16 protein-coding genes and 1 pseudogene are annotated in these 16,815 nt (G+C 75.8%); 7 read left to right on the top strand and 10 right to left on the bottom strand.

All coding sequences use genetic code 11. The features are described 5' to 3' along the window. Positions 1 to 144: 144 nt before the first annotated feature. Together ACFYYT_RS24570 and ACFYYT_RS24565 are read right to left on the bottom strand one after the other, a co-directional pair. A complete protein-coding gene (locus ACFYYT_RS24570) occupies positions 145 to 1,581 on the bottom strand; it encodes a cellulose binding domain-containing protein (protein WP_351825330.1) in 1,437 nt (478 codons plus the stop codon). Between the two features lie 57 nt (positions 1,582 to 1,638). Next, a complete protein-coding gene (locus ACFYYT_RS24565) occupies positions 1,639 to 3,264 on the bottom strand; it encodes a beta-N-acetylhexosaminidase (RefSeq protein ID WP_388609338.1) in 1,626 nt (541 codons plus the stop codon). Between the two features lie 418 nt (positions 3,265 to 3,682). Between ACFYYT_RS24565 and ACFYYT_RS24560 the strand changes: the two genes are divergently transcribed. Both ACFYYT_RS24560 and ACFYYT_RS24555 read left to right on the top strand, forming a co-directional pair. Then, complete coding sequence (locus ACFYYT_RS24560; RefSeq protein WP_388609253.1) at positions 3,683 to 4,534, top strand: GntR family transcriptional regulator; 852 nt, start codon at positions 3,683 to 3,685, stop codon at positions 4,532 to 4,534. Positions 4,535 to 4,673: 139 nt separating this feature from the next. Beyond that, positions 4,674 to 5,045 (top strand): VOC family protein, encoded by a 372-nt coding sequence (locus ACFYYT_RS24555; RefSeq protein WP_351829906.1) that lies wholly within the window; start codon positions 4,674 to 4,676, stop codon positions 5,043 to 5,045. A 31-nt stretch (positions 5,046 to 5,076) separates the two neighbouring features. On the opposite strand, the gene ACFYYT_RS24550 is transcribed toward ACFYYT_RS24555, so the two are convergent. After that, positions 5,077 to 5,490, bottom strand: a complete 414-nt coding sequence (locus ACFYYT_RS24550) for a ribonuclease domain-containing protein (protein WP_351829909.1) — start codon at positions 5,488 to 5,490, stop codon at positions 5,077 to 5,079. 219 nt (positions 5,491 to 5,709) lie between these two features. Here ACFYYT_RS24550 and ACFYYT_RS24545 point away from each other — a divergent pair, with 219 nt between their 5' ends. After that, the gene (locus tag ACFYYT_RS24545; protein WP_351829911.1) at positions 5,710 to 5,964 is read left to right on the top strand and encodes a hypothetical protein; all 255 of its coding nucleotides are present in this window, start codon (positions 5,710 to 5,712) and stop codon (positions 5,962 to 5,964) included. A gap of 61 nt (positions 5,965 to 6,025) precedes the next feature. On the opposite strand, the gene ACFYYT_RS24540 is transcribed toward ACFYYT_RS24545, so the two are convergent. Together ACFYYT_RS24540 and ACFYYT_RS24535 are read right to left on the bottom strand one after the other, a co-directional pair. Continuing rightward, positions 6,026 to 6,415, bottom strand: a complete 390-nt coding sequence (locus tag ACFYYT_RS24540; protein ID WP_351829912.1) for a VOC family protein — start codon at positions 6,413 to 6,415, stop codon at positions 6,026 to 6,028. A gap of 69 nt (positions 6,416 to 6,484) precedes the next feature. Further along, positions 6,485 to 6,655 (bottom strand): hypothetical protein, encoded by a 171-nt coding sequence (locus ACFYYT_RS24535; protein ID WP_351829914.1) that lies wholly within the window; start codon positions 6,653 to 6,655, stop codon positions 6,485 to 6,487. Between the two features lie 149 nt (positions 6,656 to 6,804). Here ACFYYT_RS24535 and ACFYYT_RS24530 point away from each other — a divergent pair, with 149 nt between their 5' ends. Continuing rightward, complete coding sequence (locus tag ACFYYT_RS24530) at positions 6,805 to 7,530, top strand: ribonuclease H (protein WP_351829917.1); 726 nt, start codon at positions 6,805 to 6,807, stop codon at positions 7,528 to 7,530. Between the two features lie 114 nt (positions 7,531 to 7,644). Here the strand turns inward: ACFYYT_RS24530 and ACFYYT_RS24525 are convergent, their stop codons facing one another. Continuing rightward, positions 7,645 to 8,628 carry an aldo/keto reductase gene (locus ACFYYT_RS24525; protein WP_351829920.1) on the bottom strand — a complete coding sequence of 328 codons (984 nt, stop codon included), beginning with the start codon at positions 8,626 to 8,628 and terminating at the stop codon, positions 7,645 to 7,647. 115 nt (positions 8,629 to 8,743) lie between these two features. On the opposite strand from ACFYYT_RS24525, the gene ACFYYT_RS24520 reads away from it, so the two are divergent. Beyond that, positions 8,744 to 9,376 (top strand): TetR family transcriptional regulator, encoded by a 633-nt coding sequence (locus ACFYYT_RS24520; protein ID WP_351829923.1) that lies wholly within the window; start codon positions 8,744 to 8,746, stop codon positions 9,374 to 9,376. A gap of 19 nt (positions 9,377 to 9,395) precedes the next feature. Here the strand turns inward: ACFYYT_RS24520 and ACFYYT_RS24515 are convergent, their stop codons facing one another. Further along, positions 9,396 to 9,770, bottom strand: coding sequence for an STAS domain-containing protein (locus tag ACFYYT_RS24515; RefSeq protein ID WP_351829926.1), 375 nt, complete (start codon positions 9,768 to 9,770; stop codon positions 9,396 to 9,398). Positions 9,771 to 9,912: 142 nt separating this feature from the next. On the opposite strand from ACFYYT_RS24515, the gene ACFYYT_RS24510 reads away from it, so the two are divergent. Further along, entirely contained in the window at positions 9,913 to 10,434 is a 522-nt protein-coding gene (locus ACFYYT_RS24510) for a DUF4232 domain-containing protein (protein ID WP_351829928.1), read from the top strand. Between the two features lie 65 nt (positions 10,435 to 10,499). On the opposite strand, the gene ACFYYT_RS24505 is transcribed toward ACFYYT_RS24510, so the two are convergent. Both ACFYYT_RS24505 and ACFYYT_RS24500 read right to left on the bottom strand, forming a co-directional pair. Continuing rightward, a complete protein-coding gene (locus ACFYYT_RS24505) occupies positions 10,500 to 11,111 on the bottom strand; it encodes a nucleoside/nucleotide kinase family protein (RefSeq protein ID WP_351829931.1) in 612 nt (203 codons plus the stop codon). A 370-nt stretch (positions 11,112 to 11,481) separates the two neighbouring features. Beyond that, complete coding sequence (locus tag ACFYYT_RS24500) at positions 11,482 to 15,174, bottom strand: hypothetical protein (protein WP_351829934.1); 3,693 nt, start codon at positions 15,172 to 15,174, stop codon at positions 11,482 to 11,484. An 89-nt stretch (positions 15,175 to 15,263) separates the two neighbouring features. Here ACFYYT_RS24500 and ACFYYT_RS24495 point away from each other — a divergent pair, with 89 nt between their 5' ends. Beyond that, entirely contained in the window at positions 15,264 to 16,115 is an 852-nt protein-coding gene (locus tag ACFYYT_RS24495; protein WP_351829937.1) for a GNAT family N-acetyltransferase, read from the top strand. A gap of 15 nt (positions 16,116 to 16,130) precedes the next feature. On the opposite strand, the pseudogene ACFYYT_RS24490 reads toward ACFYYT_RS24495, so the two are convergent. Next, a pseudogene (locus tag ACFYYT_RS24490) lies at positions 16,131 to 16,277 on the bottom strand (MBL fold metallo-hydrolase); the annotation flags it as partial. Positions 16,278 to 16,815: the final 538 nt, after the last annotated feature.

Below are 16,815 nucleotides of genomic sequence, written 5' to 3'. Positions count from 1 at the left end.
GTCGGCAGCAGGGCGGCTGCGTCGGATCTGAAGGGTATCCGGTGATCCGCATCCCGGGAGAGCGCGCTCCCGCGCCAACACCCGTACGGTTTCCGGCCGCAGGAGGCGCGTCCTGCGGCCGGAGGGCCTGGAACTGACGGCTGCTCAGCCGTTGGGGACGGTGTCCTGGAAGGTGGTGCCGGCCGCGCGGAGGGCCGCCACCCGGGCCGACACCTGGGCCGGGGTCAGCACCTGATCCTTCACGTGCAGGACGTAGTCCACCTTCTGGTCGTAGGCGCGGGGCGTCGTGCCGGGCTGCCCGTTCAGGTCGATCAGCCACTGGTTGAAGTTGATCGACATCGGCCGCTCGGGCAGGTAGCGGGCGTCGTGCGTGGCGAAGGTGCGGCCGTCGACGGAGTAGGTGATGGCGTTGTCGTCGATGGTGAGGACCAGGTCGTGCCAGCCGGCGTGGCTGCTCCGGTCCTCGGTGTGCTGGTTGACGGCCTCCCAGGGGTCGGGGCGGTAGGTCTCCCACGAGGTGGTGTACAGGATGTTGCCGGGCTCCCCCCAGCCGCCGTTGGGGAGGTACTCGAAGTCGTACTCGGCGTAGTCGTCGGCCATCGGGGCCTTCAGGTCGTTGATGGTGAAGAAGGTCTGGACGAGGTGGTCGCCGTCCGGGCCGTAGGCGGGGGCGTCGGAGAACTTCACCCGGGCCGCGTAGGTGCCGTTCTTGAACTTCGTCGCCCGGGTGAGGACTTCGGTCTGCTTGGTGGTCTCGCCGGAGCCGGCCGTGGAGGTCCGGAGGTTCATGACGGAGGAGTCGGCGCCCTCCGCGCCGAAGGTGACGTTCTCCGGGGCCCAGGAGGCACCGGGGACCCCGGGGCCGCCCGCGTTGGAGCGGACGCTCCAGCCGTGGGCGGCGATCGCCGGGTCCGCGGAGGTGGCGTAGGCGAAGTCGTCGAACAGGGTGGCGCCGGAGGGGGCGGGGCCGGTCGGGGTGGGGGTGGGCGTGGGGTCCGGGTCGGGGGCGTTGCCGCCGGGCGCGGTGCCCCAGACGGTGGCGCCGCCCACCTGCGCGGTCACCTTGGCGGAGTCCCCGTACGTGGTGCGGGCCGGGTCGAAGGAGTAGTCGTCGGCCTGGTTCAGGGGCTGCCAGTCGGCGCGATAGAAGCGCAGTTGCATGTCACCGGTGTCGGCCCCGGGGGCGAGGGAGCCGGCGGCCGCCGTGAAGGCGATCTCCAGGTAGCGGTCGGCGGTGGCGGTGGGCACCGCCGGGGTCCCGAAGGTGCCGGTGATCCCGGCGCAGCCGCGGACCGCCCACGAGCAGGCGAAGCGGTACTGGGTGCCGGCGGAGTCGGCCTTGAAGTAGTAGCGGAGCCTGACCTGCTCCAACGGCACGGCGCTGGAGCCGGTGTTGACCACCTTGAACCAGGGTTCGGCCTGGTCGGCGGTGGCGCCGGGAGCGCTGGTGCGGTACTGGACCTTGACCGCCCCGGCGGCCGCGTCGGCGGTGGCGGGCAGCGCGCCGAGGGCGGCCGAACCGAGTCCGGCGGCCAGGGCGACGGCGAGGGCGGCGAAGGAGCGGCGGTGGGGGGTGCGCATGGGGGTTCCTCTCGGGGTGGGGGGAGCACGGGGTCGGGAGGGGCGCGGTGCGTGGGGCTACGGGGCCGCCCGGACCGGGTACGGGCCCGAAGTCCCGGCGCCGGCGGTGGGCCCCGCGGGGCGGGACGGCCCGGAGCTGGGCGGGGCGGGCGCGGGCGCGGGCGGCGCGGGCGCGGGAGGGGCGTACGGGCCCTGGGCGCGGACGCCGAGGGCCGCGAGGCGGGGGCGGTGGGCGGCGAGGCGGCGCAGGAAGTCCGGCCGGTCGCGGTGCGCCGACCAGGCGCTCTCCGCCAGGGCGCACAGCCGGGGGAAGGCCAGGTATTCCAGCCGCTCCGGGGTGGCCGCGTACTCGGTCCACAGCTGGGCCTGCGTCCCCAGGACCCGCGCCGCCGCCTCGGGCTCCCAGTGGGCGGGGGCCGGGTCGTTGTCGTACGCGGCGCGCAGGTCGACGATGCCGTCCCGGGCACGCGGCTCGGCGGGGTCGGCGGACTGCGGGAGGTCGAGGTAGGTGGAGCGGAAGGGGGCCATCACCACGTCGTGCCCGCGCAGGGCCGCCGTCCGGCCGTGCGCGGGGTCGAGCCAGGCCATGGCGGTGAATCCGGGCGGGAGTTCGCCGCCGGTCTCGGTCCAGCACAGGGGGCGCCGGCCGAGGGCGGTGAGGTGCGCGCCGACGGTGCGCAGGAACCAGCCGCGCAGGGCCTGCGGTCCGGCCAGCCGCTCGGCGGCGACCCGGGCGCGGGCGGCCGGGGAGGCCTCCCACGCGGTGCGGGGGCACTCGTCGCCGCCGAGGTGGACGTAAGGGGCGGGGAAGACCCCGGTCACCTCCTCCAGCACGGTGCGGCAGAAGTCCAGGGCCCCGTCGTGGACGCCGAGGACGTCCTCGCAGATCCCCCAGCGGGTCCATGTCTCCAGCCGGGTGCCGGGACGAGTGCCGAGGCCCGGATAGGCGGCGAGCGCGGCCCGGGTGTGGCCGGGCATCTCGATCTCGGGGACGACCGTGATCCCGCGCCGGGCGGCGTACGCGACGAGGTCCACGAGTTCGGCGCGGGAGTAGGCGCCCTCGTGGGGGATCCCGTCGCCCTCGCTCTCGCGGCGCCGGCCACCGATCTCGGTCAGCAGCGGGTACGCGGCCACGGGCATCCGCCAGCCCTGGTCGTCGGTGAGGTGGAGGTGCAGCACGTTGAGCCGGTGCAGCGCGAGGAGGTCCACGAACCGCCGCAGGTACGCGGCCGGCTGGAAGTGGCGCGCGACGTCGAGCATGGCTCCGCGCCAGGCGAACCGCGGCCGGTCGCGGATCCGTACGCAGGGCAGGTCCCAGCCGGTGCGCCGGTACGGCCCCGCCGCGAGGGCCTCGGGCGGCAGCAGCTGCCGCAGGGTCTGGATCCCGTGCAGCAGCCCTTCGGGGCGGGCGGCGCGCAGTTCCACGCCCTCGGGGGTGACGGTGAGGGCGTACCCCTCGGCGCCGCCCTCGTCGGGGTCGAGCAGGAGGGAGACCCGCCCGTCGGGCGAGGGCGGCAGCGGGAGCCCCGTGGCGGGGGCGAGCAGCTCCCGCAGCAGGGCGGCCGCGGCGCCGGTGCCCGGGCCGCAGCGCAGGGCGGTGGTGGCGTCGAGGGTGAAGCGGCCGGGCGCGGGGGTGACGGAAGCGGGGCGGGGGACGAGCGCGAAGTCGGCGCGGGGGTTCATCCGGAGTTCCTCACCTGGCGGGACGTGCTCGGGCGGGGTGCTGCGGGCCGTGCTGCGGGCCGTGCTGAGGGCCTTGCTGCGGGCCGTGCTGAGGGCCTTGCTGAGGGCCGTGCTGAGGGCCTTGCTGAGGCTGGTGCTACCGGCCGTGCGGGGACGGTGCTGCGCTCCGCACCGGGCCGTGGTGCGGTCCGGCGGAACCGGGGTCGGTGCGCGGACCGAACCGATCCGAACCACCGTCGAGAGCTGACCAATTGGCAAAGTGGTCAACCGGCTGGCACGAAGGTGGCACGCCTCCCTCCACCCGTCAACCCTCCGTGCCCATCAAGCGAGTTCGGCGAAACCCTCGCGCACCGCATGGCCGTGTGATGGGATGCGGCTGACCAGTTGAAGAGCAGACCGGACCAGTGGAGGGAGGGCCGTGCGCGAGGACTCCCCCGAAGCGGTCGGACCGGGCGGCGCGGTGCTCAAGCGGGAGCGGGTCCGCGAGCACCTGCTGGGGCTGATCGACGCCCGGCGCCCGGGGGACGCGATCCCTTCCGAACGGACCCTGTGCGCCGCCCTGGAGGTCTCCCGGCCCACCCTGCGCGCGGCCGTGGACGAACTCGTCGCCACCGGGCAGCTCGTACGGGAACACGGGCGCGGCATGTTCGTCGCGCCCGCGAAGATCACCCAGGAACTGTCCCCCGACGGGACCCCGTTCACCGCTCACCGGGCCGCGGGCCACTGGTCCAGCACCGTCCTGGAGCACGCGACGGTCGGGGCGGACGCCCGGATCGGGCGCCGCCTGCGCATCTCACCGGGGGCGCGGCTGCTCTACGTGGCCCGGCTCAGGCTCGTCGACGGGGCGCCGATGGCCATCGAGCACCTGCACATCCCGGCCTCCCTGGTGCCCGCCCTGTCCCCCGCCGAGCTGGAGGCGGGCGATCTCTACGAGCACCTGCGCGAACGGCACGGGGTCCACGTCCACGAGGCGCGGCAGTCCATCGAGCCGACGGTGGTCAACGAGGCGGAGGCGGGTCTGCTCGACGTCCCGGTGCTCTCCCCCGCCCTGCTCATCGAGCGGCTCACCACCGATTCCACGGGCCGTCCGGTCGAGTACGTGCACTCCGTCTACCGGGGCGACCGGTACCGGATCGTCTCGCACCTGGCCCTCGGTCCGGCCCCCGGCGCGGGGCGGCCGGGGCACCATCCGGGGATCCCTCCGGGCGATCTGGGCCGCCGGGGCATCATCACGTCGACCACCACCGGCGACGTGCACACGGACGGCTGAGCCGGCCGCGCGGCGCTGCGCCGGGTGGGGGAATCCGAGGCCGGCGCCGGTTCGGAGCCGGGGACCGGTACCCGCCGGGCCGACACTCGTAGCGGCCGGCCGCAGGAGCGGCGCGGCGGACGAGGAGAGGACGGGGCGCGTGTTCACCGACACCAAGGCGTTCAGCGGTTTCGCCGTGGACGACATCCAGCGGGCGAAGGAGTTCTACGGCGAGACCCTCGGCCTGCGGGTCAGCGAGGAGAACGGGCTGCTCAGGCTGCACATCGCGGGCGGCAACGAGGTCCTCCTGTACCCGAAGGAGGACCACGCCCCGGCCGTGTTCACGGTGCTCAACTTCCCCGTGGACGACATCGACGCGGCGGTCGGCGAACTGACCCGGCGCGGGATCCGCCTTGAGCGCTACCCCGGGTTCGCGCACGACGACAAGGGTGTCGTGCGCGACGAAGGGGGCCCGCAGATCGCGTGGTTCACCGACCCGGCCGGCAACATCCTGTCCGTACTCCAGGGCTGACGGCCGGGGCGGGGCCTGTGGTGTCCTCGGGTCAGCAGCCGAAGACGACCCGCCGGAACGAGGCGTAGTGGTCGGCGGTGTAGTAGTCCTCCTGGACCTGGAGGCCGGTGATGATCCGGCGCGCGCCGCGCGTCGGCGATCCCGGGGTGATGACCGTGTACTCGTGGTAGTAGCCGGTGCTCTGACCGGGAAGCAGCCGCTCGCGGTTCTGGAAGACGACGCCGTCCTGGGAGTACGGGAACGGGCCGCCGCGGTCGATGAGGTCGAGGGTGTCGTGCGCCTGGGAGGGCAGCGCGGAGTAGCAGACGCTGCCCACCGCCTTCACCGGGACGGCGGAACGGGTGGGGCCGGCGGCGGGGGCGGCGGAGGCCGAGGGTCCGGCCAGGAGGGTGGCGGCTACGGCCGCGGCGCCGACGAGGGCCAAGATGCGCGGGGGGATGGTCATGCCGTCATGATGACGCGCGTAGAGATCGGGTCGTCAACGCCAACTGGGTTGATTTCCCTGCCTGTTCACCGTGCAGGCACCGGGCGGAACGCGAGCGCCGCCGCCCCTTAACGCCGCCGCAACCTCCGGCGGTTCCCGGCCGGCGGGCCGCCCGCCCGGGAACCCGGGGCGCCGCTCCCCCGGGATGCCGCTGCGGCGCGGCTCGGGCAGGCTGGGCCCATGGAGCACGCGCCGATCGTCGTACACCGGATCTCGCCGTCGGGGGGCCGCCGGGTGACGATCCGCGTCCAGGGCCACGAGACGGTCCTCGGCATCGCCCGCTCGGACGCCGACGTGATCGAGTTCCTGCGGCGCATCGAGGTGCCCGACCCGGACGAGGTGCTCCTCGGGGGTCCGCGGGTGATCGAGTGGCAGGGGGACGGCCCGCACCAGTACGAGCCCGAGACCGGGCCTCCCCCGCCGGACCTGCCCTGACGCCAGAGCCCGGCGGCGCGGGCCCGGCGACGCGGGCCCGGGAGGTGCGCCGTCGCGCCGGTCAGACGGACCAGCTGGCCGCCGCGATGCTGAAGGAGTGACCGGCCGGGTCGCTGAAGACGCGGACCTCGCGCGGTCCGTCCCCGGCGTCGGAGTCCACCGGGACCGCGCCGAGCGACACCGCTTCGCGCTCGGCCTCGTCCAGGTCGGCGCTGTCGACGAGGATCCGCAGGTGCGCCTGCTGGGAGTCCTCCGGGCGGGGCCAGCTGGGCGGCGCGTAGCCGTGGTCCTTGCGGATGGCGAGGTGCACCCCGGCCCCGCCGACGACCTCGACCAGGTCCGGCTCGTGGCCGGCCTGGGCATCGGCTCCGAGGAGCCGGGCGTAGAACAGCGCCAGCGCGTGGGGCTCGGCGCAGTCCAGTACGAGAACGCTTGTCTTCTTCACGGTCATGGCTCGCTCGTACCCTTCCCGCGCCCCCGCATGCCCGTCGAACGGGCGTACCCGGGGGCGCCGGGGCCGTCAGTGTTCGGAGCGGTGACGGCCACCACCGCGCGGCGCGGGGACGGTCGTCAGGCGGGTGCCGGTGCGCCGGACGGAGGGGTTGCGCCGTACCGGCACCGCCGGAGCGGCGACGATCAGGGCGATGACCACGACGACTACAGCGAGGATGAGGAGGGTGGCCAGGTTCATGTTCCTGCCTTTCGTCCGGTCCTGATGACGTGTCACTACTTCGTGTCACCGAAATCCGCCGCGATAAACACGTGGCGTGAGGAAACGCCTGTGCGCCGCTTCACCACACCGGGGCCGGACCCGCCGCGCCGGTGGGGCATGATCAGGGCATGTCTGATCGCATCATTGCCGCCTGCGACGGGGCGGCGAAGGGTAATCCCGGGCCCGCCGGATGGGCGTGGGTCATCGCCGACCCCCAGGGCCGCGCGCAGCGCTGGGAGGCGGGCCCGTTGGGCCGCGCCACCAACAACGTGGGGGAACTCACCGCGCTGGAGCGGCTGTTGGAGGCGCTCCCGCCCGGGACCGCCGTCGAGGTGCGGATGGATTCCCAGTACGCCATGAAGGCGGTGACGCAGTGGCTGCCCGCGTGGAAGCGCAACGGCTGGAAGACGGCCGCCGGGAAGCCGGTGGCCAACCGGGAGCTCGTCGAGCGCATCGACGGGCTGCTGGACGGGCGGGACGTGGAGTTCCGCTACGTTCCGGCCCACCGCGAGGACGGTGACCACCTCAACGCCATCGCCGACCAGGCCGCCAGCGACGCCGCGCTCACCCAGCAGGCCGCGGGTACGGCCCTGGGCCACGCCGAGCTGCCGGTGCCCGCCCCCGCGCGCAGCGCCCCGGCCCGCTCCGGCGCCCCCCGCAAGGCCTCCGGCGGCGGTACGGCGAAGAGCGCGCCGGCCGGGCGCACGGCGGGCGGCTCCGCCCGGGGACGGGCCTCCGTCAAGGCGAAGTTCCCCGGCAGCTGCCCCTGCGGGAAGCCGTACGCGGCCGGGGAGACCATCGTCAAGCTGGCCACCCGGTGGGGCCACCCGGACTGCGCCACCTCCGAGGACTGAGCCGGGGCGGGGGCCGGGCCGGGGGCCGAAACCGCGGCCCGGGGCCGGGGCGGGGCCGAAACCGCGACCCGGCGCCGAAACCGGGGCCGGGGCCCCGGGCGGCGGCCGGAGCCGTCAGCCGCCCAGCGAGGCCATCAGCTCGGGGGCGTAGCGGTCCCCCGCGACCACCCCGTGCGGGGCCACCGCGTCGAGGGCGGCCAGGTCGGCGTCGGTGACCGTCACCACCGTGGCGGCGACGTTCTCCTCCAGGTAGGGCCGCCGCTTGGTGCCGGGGATGGGCACCGCGCCCTGGCGCAGCGTCCAGGCCAGGGCGAGCTGGGAGGGGGTGACGCCCTTGGCCTCGGCGAGCCGGCGGACCTCCGCGACCACGGCCAGGTTGCGGGCGAAGTTCTCCCCCTGGAAGCGGGGGTCCGTACGCCGGAAGTCGTCCGGCGCGAAGTCGTCGGGGCTGGTCACGGCCCCGGACAGGAAGCCCCGGCCGAGCGGGGAGTAGGCGACGAGTCCGATGCCCAGCTCCCGCAGGGCCGTCAGGACCCCGTCGTGCTCGATGCCCCGCTCGAAGAGGCTGTACTCGGTCTGCACGGCGGCCAGCGGGTGCACGGCGTGGGCCCGTCGGATGGTGCCGGCCGCCACCTCGCACAGGCCGATGTGGCGCACCTTGCCCGCGGTCACCAGCTCGGCGAGGGCGCCGACGCTGTCCTCGACCGGCACCGCCGGGTCGACCCGGTGCAGGTAGTACAGATCGATGTGGTCGGTGCCGAGGTGGCGCAGGGAGCGGTCGGCGGCGCGCCGGATGTACTCGGGGGTGCCGTTGAGGCCGCGGAAGGTGCCCTCGTCGGTGAATTCGACACCGGTCTTGGTGGCGACCACGGCCGCGTCGCGCCGCCCCGCGAGGGCGCGGCCGAGCAGCCGCTCGTTGGCGAAGGGTCCGTAGCCCTCGGCCGTGTCGAGGAGGGTGACGCCCAGCTCCAGCGCCCGGTCGATGGTGGCGAGGGACTCGGTGTCGTCGGTGGCGCCGTAGTGGGCGCTCATGCCCATCAGGCCGAGGCCCTCGGCGCCGACGGTCAGGCCCTGTCCGCCCAGTGCGCGGATATCCATGGTGATGCTCCTCGGTGCGGGGGTGAAGAAGAAAGTAACTAACTGGATAGGTCAACCATGAACCAGGTCCGCCCCTCATGTCAATAACCAGATAGTTACTTGCTAGGCTGGGGCCATGGCACGTGACTCCACCGCAACGAAGGCCCGGCTGCTCGACGCGGCCTTCTCCGAGTTCGCCGCGTACGGCATCGCCGGGGCGCGGGTCGACCGCATCGCCGAGGCCGCGCAGGCGAACAAGCGGCTGATCTACGTGTACTACGGCAACAAGGAGCAGCTCTTCGACGTCGTGCTCCAGCGGGCGCTGGAGACGGGCTCGGAGTCCGTGCCCTTCGACGCCGAGGACCTCCCCGCGTACGCGGGCTCCGTCTTCGACCACCTCGTCGCCCGGCCGTCACTGATGCGGCTCGTCCAGTGGAAGCAGCTGGAGCGGCCCGGCTTCCCGGAAGCGGAGGCGGCGTCCTACCAGGGCAAGATCGAGGCACTGGAGCGGGCCCAGCGGGCGGGGCTCGTCGATCCGGCCCTGGCTCCCGCCGACATCCTCACCCTGGTCATGGCCCTGTCCCAGGCCTGGTTCGGCGCGGTCGGCGGCCCGGCAGCGGGCCCGGACGGCGCCGGCTGGGCGCCGGAAACGCTGGCCCGGCACCGCGCGGCCGTCGTGGAGTCCGTACGGCGCCTCGTCGCGGCCCCGCCCGGCACAGGAACCGGAACCGGAACCGGCACAGGAACCGGCACCGGCACCGGCGCCTGAGCCCCGGCCCGGGGTCGGCTCACGCCCGGCGGGGATGCGGCGGAACCGCCATCACGCGGGCCTGCTCCACCGAGGGGGCCATCGTGAACACCCGGTTCGCGCCGGTCAGTTCGAGGAGCCTCTTCAGGTGCCGCGGCAGCTCCCCGGCCAGGATCACCGGCCGGGTCAGGGCGGGTTGCAGCATCAGGCTCAGCGCGGTCGAGTCGGTGAAGGTGACCCCCGAGACGTCCAGGACGTACCGGCTCACCTCCGGGGCCATCGGGTCGAGGGCTTCGCGCAGCCCGCCGAGGTGGTCGATGTCGAACTCGCCCGTCATCACGACGACGCGCGCGCCCTCCCGCGACAGCACCTCGACGCGGCTCGGCGCCCGGTCCGCACCCATGTGTTCCTCCATGATCGCTCCGATTCGTCAGCGGGCCGCGTCCGGCCCGGGGGCCCGGTCAGGTGTGCCGTGGGATAGTGGAACGGGATCCAACCGACACCGAACGGGGTGGGCCGGATCCTGGCGGCGCCCCCCGGTCGGGGGAGGAGCATCCATGAAGGCCACTCGCAGTACCCTCGCGCTGCTCGCGGCAGGCCTGCTCACCGCGAGCCTGTCGGCCGGCACCGTCGAAGCGGCGGCTTCGACGCCCCGGGCGCCGGCGCCCGCCTGCACCAGCAGCAGGCTCGTGCCCGGCGGCGCCCAGCGCGTCGGGGCGACCCAGGTCCGGGTCACCGTGATGAACGAAGGCCCCGGGCCGTGCGTGTTGAAGTCCTTCCCGACCGTCGCCCTCGCCGGTTCGGGTTCGCCGGGCAGCGGAAAGGCCCTGACCGTCGTCCGCCAAGGGCAGGCGCGCGCCGTGCAGTTGCCCCCGGGCGGCCGGGCCACGACCCAGCTGACCTTCACCCCCGTCCTCGGCGAGGCGGACGGATACTGCGCCTCCGGCGGCCATCCGGTCGTCGCGCCCTCGATCGTCGTGGGCGTCGCCGGCAGCGGCGGCGGAGTCCAGATGGCGCCGGACGACGGCGGCGAGTTCGCGCTGTGCGGCGGCAGCGTCCGCGCGACCGCGTTCCACTGACGCGGCGCGTGCCGGGACCGCCGCACCCCTGAGGGCGGTGGCCGGACGGGTCCCGGTGGCGCGGCTCATTCCACCACCAGGTCCGCGCGCTCGCGCCCCGGGGCGACGGCGCGCGCGTTGGCCTCGTCGGAGCGGGACACCCACCGGGCCGCGTCCGCCTCGGTCCGGCCGTGGCCGACGTGCCGGGCCACGAGGCGGCGTACCCGCAGGGCGTCGTCGGGCGCCAGGTACCAGGCCTCGTCCAGCAGGGGGCGCACCGACGCCCACTCCCCCGCCTCGTACAGCAGGTAGTTGCCCTCGGTGATGACCAGCGGCACCCCAGGAGCCACCGCGATGCTCCCGGCGACGGGTTCCTCCAGCGAGCGGTCGAAGGCCGGCGCGTAGACCGTCCCGGGGCCGGCCGCGCGCAGGCGCCGCAGGAGCGCCAGGTAACCGGCGGCGTCGAAGGTGTCGGGGGCGCCCTTGCGGTCGGCCCGCCCGAGCCGGACCAGTTCGGCCTGCGCCAGGTGGAAGCCGTCCATCGGGACGACGACGGCCAGTTCGGGGCCCAGGACGCGTGCCAGGTGCGCCGCCAGCGTCGACTTGCCCGCGCCCGGCGGTCCGGCGATGCCCAGCACGCGTCGTCCGCCCGAGGTGGCCAGGGCCCGGGCCCGGTCTTCCAGTTCCGCCCACTCCATCCCCGTATGGTGCCACCCCGCCCCGGCGGCGCCCCGGGGCGGGGGGCGGCGCCCGGCCCGATGCGGGGCAGGGGCGAGGCGTACGAACCGTGCGGGGGCCGGTGGAGCCGGCCGGTGGAGCCGGCCGGTGGAGCCGGCCGGTGGAGCCGGCCGGTGGAGCCGGCCGGTGGCCGACGCGTTCGCGCGGCGGCCGGACCGGTCCGGCTGGTCCGCCCCGGCGGGGCGGTCGGGGCCTGGTTCCGGGACTACGCCGAGGTCGGCACGGGCTTGCTGTGCCGGTTCCGGGAGGCCGCGGCCGCCCGGGGCCCCGGCTGCCGGGCGGCACCCTTCTCCGCGCGGCCGACGGCTCCGGCCCCCGTACCGCCGGCGCTCAGTCCAGCAGCGCCGCCACCGGGGACATCGGATCCCAGGCGGGGTCCCGTCCCGTCAGCCGGTCGGCCACCAGCGCCCAGGCCGCCGCGTCGGAGCCGAGCCGGGCCGCGACGAGGGCGGCGAGATCCGCCAGCGCGGTGTGCGCCTCCGGCGGGGCGTCGGTACGGCGGGCGGCGGCGTTCAGGTAGGCGAGGACCAGGGCCGCCGGAGCCACGACGTGCAGCAGGTCGGCCGCGGTGAGCGGCCCCTCGGCGAGCAGGCCGTCGAGCTGCGTGGTGAGCGGGCAGTGGTGCAGCCGGCCCAGCCCGTACCGGGCGCGGGCCCGGGTGAGCGCGGCGCCGTCGGGCAGCCCGTCCGGTCCGGGCTCCGGCACCAGGGCCGCATGACGCAGGCGCAGGTCCGCCGGGGCGTCGCTCCGGTTGACGATCCGCTCCCAGTGCGGGATCGGCTCCCGGCCGTGGGCGGCCTCAAGCGCCCCCCAGTCGATTCCGCCCGGCACCGGCGACAGGCCGGCCGGTACCTGCCAGGCGTGCCGGATCCGCCGCAGCCGGGTGACGGCCTTGGCCGGGTCCAGCTCGCGGGCGGCCCGCGCGCGGAGCACGGCGGCCGGGTCCGCCGCCGCCAGCGCCTTCACGCAGAGCCGGGCCGCGGCCGGGCCGAGCGTGCCGCGCCGGACGAGGGCGGCCAGCCGGTCGGCGCCACCGTGTTCGAGCAGGTGCAGGCAGCCGACGACCTGCTGGACGAGGCCCAGGTCGGCGCCCTGGCGTGCGAAGACCTCCTCGATCAGGTCGGGTTCGGCCGAGTACAGCCAGTGGGATCCGCCCGCCGGCGGCGCGGACGGCTCTTCGCGTACGTCGGCCAGTACGAGCGCTCCGACCGTCGCGGCCCCCGCCCCGGGCCGGGGCAGGGAGCGGGCGACGATGCGGCGGGCCGTGCGCGACGTGGTGCCGTGCCGCAGCAGGGCGAGGTCGACCCGCGGATCGGCGAGATCGGCCAGCCGTTCCTCCAGCCCGTGCCGCAGCCAGCGCGACTGGGCGGCGAGGACGTACAGGGCCTGCGGATCGCGCTGCGCCAGCAGGTGGTCGAAGGCGACGCGGGGCGTCCGGTCGTAGCGCAGCAGATGGGCGGCCAGCAGCCAGGGGCCGTCGGGGCCGAGGCGGGGCAGGACGGCGTCGACGGTTGCGGCGTCGGCCAGGCAGAGCAGGGTGCCGATCGGCCAGGCCCAGCCGTGGTTGCCGCGTGCCAGCAGGCCCAGCGCCTCCTGCGGGGTGCGGGGGCGGGGCGCGAGCGAGCCCACCGGTTCCGACGGGGGGTGGTCCGCCCCGCCCGCCGTTCCGCCTGCCGCCCGGCCGGACCGCGACAGCTCCAGCAGCTCGGTCCAGCTCGGGCCGGCGGCCGTGCGGCGGTCGGCGGGGCCGGCGGCGGCCGAGGCCGTATCGGCCAGCCGCAGCCAGCCGTCCGGGTCGGTACCCAGCTCGGCGCGCAGCAGGCGGGCTACGGCGGCGCGCCAGGCCTCGGCGAAGGCGAGGCGGCGCCAGTCGTGCGGGAGGAGGATGAGCCGGTGCGCGGGCAGCAGGGCGGGCAGTTCGTCGGCCGGGAGGACGCCCTGGGTGTACGCGCTGTCGATGAGGCCGACGCCGGAGCCCCAGGAGACCGGCGGCTCGGCGCGGACCTGCGCGAGGTCGGGCGCGGTGTGCCACGGGCCGCCGCCGGGCGGTTCGACGCCCTGGGCGGCGCAGGCGCGGGCCAGCCAGCCGGGGGTGGCGAGCCCGGGGGCGTCCTCCTGCCGGTGCCGGGCCAGGAATCCGAGGACCCCGGGGCCGGCGGCCACAGGGACCTCATCCGGGGCGGCGGCGAGGGAGCGCAGCAGGTCGAAGGCCGCCAGCCCGGCCCGCTCATGGGGCCGGCACGGTGCCTCGGGCGCCTCGTACGACGCGGCCGCGGCTGCGGACCCCTCGGCCTCCGGGTACGGGTCCACGGCAGCCGGAGCGGCAGGGGCAGCGGGGCCGACGGGGCCGCCGGCCTGCGCGGCGGGAGCGGCCGGGACGGCCAGCGCGGTGGGGTCCGTCGGAGCGGCCGGAACGGCGGGGTCGGCGGGGTCGGGGTCGGCGGGGTCGAGGTTGGCGGCCGGGGGTGGTGTTGTGGGGCGGGCGGCTTCGGTGATCCACTCCTCCACGGTGCCCGCGTACCCCGGCAGCTGCGCGTCCAGCGCGCTCCAGGCCCCGGGGCGGTCGCCGAGGTGGGTCTCGGCCAGCGCGCGCAGGGCCGCCGGGGCGGCGGTACCCAGCAGCCCCCGGCCGTCGAGCCGGGCGAGCGCGTCCAGGGCGCGGGAGGCGGGGTGCGCGGTGTGAACCAGTTCGACCGGGTCCAGCAGGCCCGCGCCGGCCATTCCCTCCGCCCAGCGGGCCGCGCTGTCGTCGAGCGGCTCCCGGGCGAGCCGCTGCGCGGGCGGGTCGACGTTGCCGACGCGGCGTCCGCCCCGGCGCCAGGGCTCGTTGAGGGCGCTCAGCCGAAACGCCAGGCGCTGCGCGTCGCTCGCCGCCTCGTGCCGCGCCAGCTCTTCGGCCGCCCTCGGCATGAACGGGGTCTTCGCGTGCGCCTCGGCCAGCGCCCGTACGTCGTGGACGTACGGTTCGCCGAGCAGGTCGCGCAGGCTGCTGGTGCCCCGGGTGACGGCCAGCAGGGCGGGCAGCCGTGCCGGGTCGCCGTACGGTTCGCACCGCGCGCGCAGCCGCTCCCATGCCTCTGCGCCGCCATCGTTCAGGGCCTCGGCCACGGCCGATACGACGGGGCCGGTCAGACTGCGGTAGACCTCCTCGTCGTCCAGGAGCGCCCTCACCGCCGCCGGTCCGGCGCGTTCCCACACCCTGACCAGCGCGTACTGCTGGGCGGCGCCGCGGCACTCCAGGCGCAGGGCCCGGCCGGTGAGGGCGGGGTCCCCGGAGCAGAGCAGCGGGACGAGCCAGGTGCGCGGGGGCTGGCCGCCGGGGGCGGTCAGTTCGGCCCGGAGGTCCTCGTCCATCGGTATCCGGTCCAGATCCCGTACGAGTGCGCGGCGCAGGGACGGTGTGCAGCGCGGGTTGCGGTAGACGGCCGCGCCGACCCGGGCGTCGCCGGCGGCGAGCAGCCGCGCCAGCACCCGGGAGTCGACGCGGGGGTGACGGGCCAGCGCGGTACGGGTACGGGTGTCCCCGTACTCGGCGACGGCGGCCGCCAGCGCCGGGCCGGGCGGCGTGCCACCGGCGAGCACCGCCTCGACCGCCGCGTCGGGCAGGGCCGAAAGGGCGCGGGCCGCGTCCTCGGGGCGGGCGTGCTCCAGGAGCAGGGCCAGCGTGGCGTGGACGCTGCGCGGGACGGGGGGCCGCAGTTCCCCGGCGCCGGCCGGCGGCGCCGGTGGCGGTACGTCGGCCAACAGGGCGGGCAGGGTGCCCCGGTGGCCGGCGAGGGCGTCGTGCAGGCCGAGCCACCGCTCGGCCGGTCCCGCCAGGTGCTCCCGTACCCACGTGCGCAGCAGGTGGGCCGCCTCGCCCCGGGCTCCGCCGGCGGCGGCGACGCCCGCCCCGGCCGTGCGCGCCGGACGCCCCTCCCGGAGCACCCGCAGCGGATCCCCCGTACTGGCCTCGGGCGGCGGAGGGGCGAGGAGGAGGCGCCGCAACAGGGTTGCGGCCGTGCCGTCTTGCGAGTGGTTCATGGGCTCCATGCTAGGAAGCCCCGCTGACAGTCCCGCTGCCGTGGCGGCCGGCCGGACGCGTTGTCAGTGGGCCTGCCTACGCTGGGCGGATGGACGAGATGTGGATCGTGAGCGATCGGGCGCGGTGGCGGGCCGACTTCGAGGAGCGGGTGCTCGCGGGGTACCGGGCGGCGGGCTGCGCGGAGCCGTTGGCCCGGGCGCTGCTGGAGCGGGCGGTGCGGGGGATCGAAGACTGGACGGTGGCCACGGACGGCTCCGGCTGGGTCGCGGTCGGGGTGACGCAGGACGACGGTGCGGCCGTGGGCCGGATCCACGATCTGACGGCGCCGCAGGGGCGGGCCTGGGCCGAGCGGTGGTGCGCCGAGCGGGGCGCGCGGCAGGTGGCGGTACGGCTCACCGGCGGAGCGGGCGCCTTCGCCGACTACCCCGTACGCGGACAGAACCGCATACGCACGGCCGCCGAGCGGCCATCCCTGCCGCCGGGCCTGACGGTCCGCCCCCTGACGGAGGAGGAGTACCCCCGGTGGTACGCCGGTGAAGTCGCCGCGTACGTCGCGGACATCGTCCGGGCGGGCGCCCTGACCCCGGAGCAGGCGCGGGAGAAATCCGACCGGGACTTCGCCGAGCACCTCCCCCAGGGGTACCGGACCCCGGGTCACGCCTTCTACGCCCTGGAGGCCGACGGCCTGGTGATCGGCACCGGCTGGCTGAACCACGGCTTCCTGCCGGGCGTGACCTTCGGCTTCTCGCTGGAGGTGTATCCGGAACACCGGGGCCGGGGCTACGGCCGGGCCGCGATGGCCGTCGGTGAGTGGGCCACCCGGCAGGGCGGCGACGAGGCGCTGATGTTCAACGTCTTCGGCGGCAACGACATCGCGATGAGCCTGTACGACAGCACCGGCTTCACCGTCCTGGAGGAGTACCGCTCCATCGACCTCTAGGGGGTGTCCGGCGGGTCAGGCGTCCAGCGGCCGCCGGGCCGGGCCGGGCCCGTCGTGGCGGACCCGGCCGAAGACCACGTCGGCGAAGTGGACGCCGAAGCCGCTCGTGCCGGACCCCGCCGGCTCGGCGAGGAGGCGCCGGCGGTGGCCGGCGGAGCCCGCCCCGTGGATCACCGCGACGGAGCCGCACGTCGCCGTCGGGTACGTACGTCACCTTCGTGTCGCCCAGCCGTATCGAGCTGATTCCGGCCGGGCGGGACAGCCGCTCGTCCCGGCGTCACATCAGCCAGGGCGGCATGACGACATCACCGGACCCGGACCCGCCGACACAGGCGCAGGCGCAGGCGCAGGCGCAGGCCATCGCCGAGCACGTGCGCGAGCTGGTTCGCCGAGCGCATGAGCTGCGAGCCGTCCAGCCGACGGCGCTGCCCTGCGCGAACGCCTCCTCGGCCTCCTCTGCGTCGGCTCCCCCCCCTGGCCGGCCTCACCCCCGGGACCAGCAGGCCCTCCACCGCTCTGGAACGGGCCATCACCTCGCCGTAGCCAGCCGACGGTCGGCCCACCTGCGGAGTCTCGGCTTCCATGGGAGAGGATGGCAGCTCGCTTCGCTCGCGTACGCACGCGTGAACGAAGCCCGCACGCAACACGACCCGACAGGTGGCATGGTGACGACACAACACATACGGCGGACGGCAGCGGA

Source organism: Streptomyces sp. NPDC002032 (genome assembly GCF_042890765.1).
Taxonomy (GTDB): Bacteria; Actinomycetota; Actinomycetes; order Streptomycetales; family Streptomycetaceae; genus Streptomyces.
This window is presented reverse-complemented; position numbering and strand designations above follow the sequence as displayed.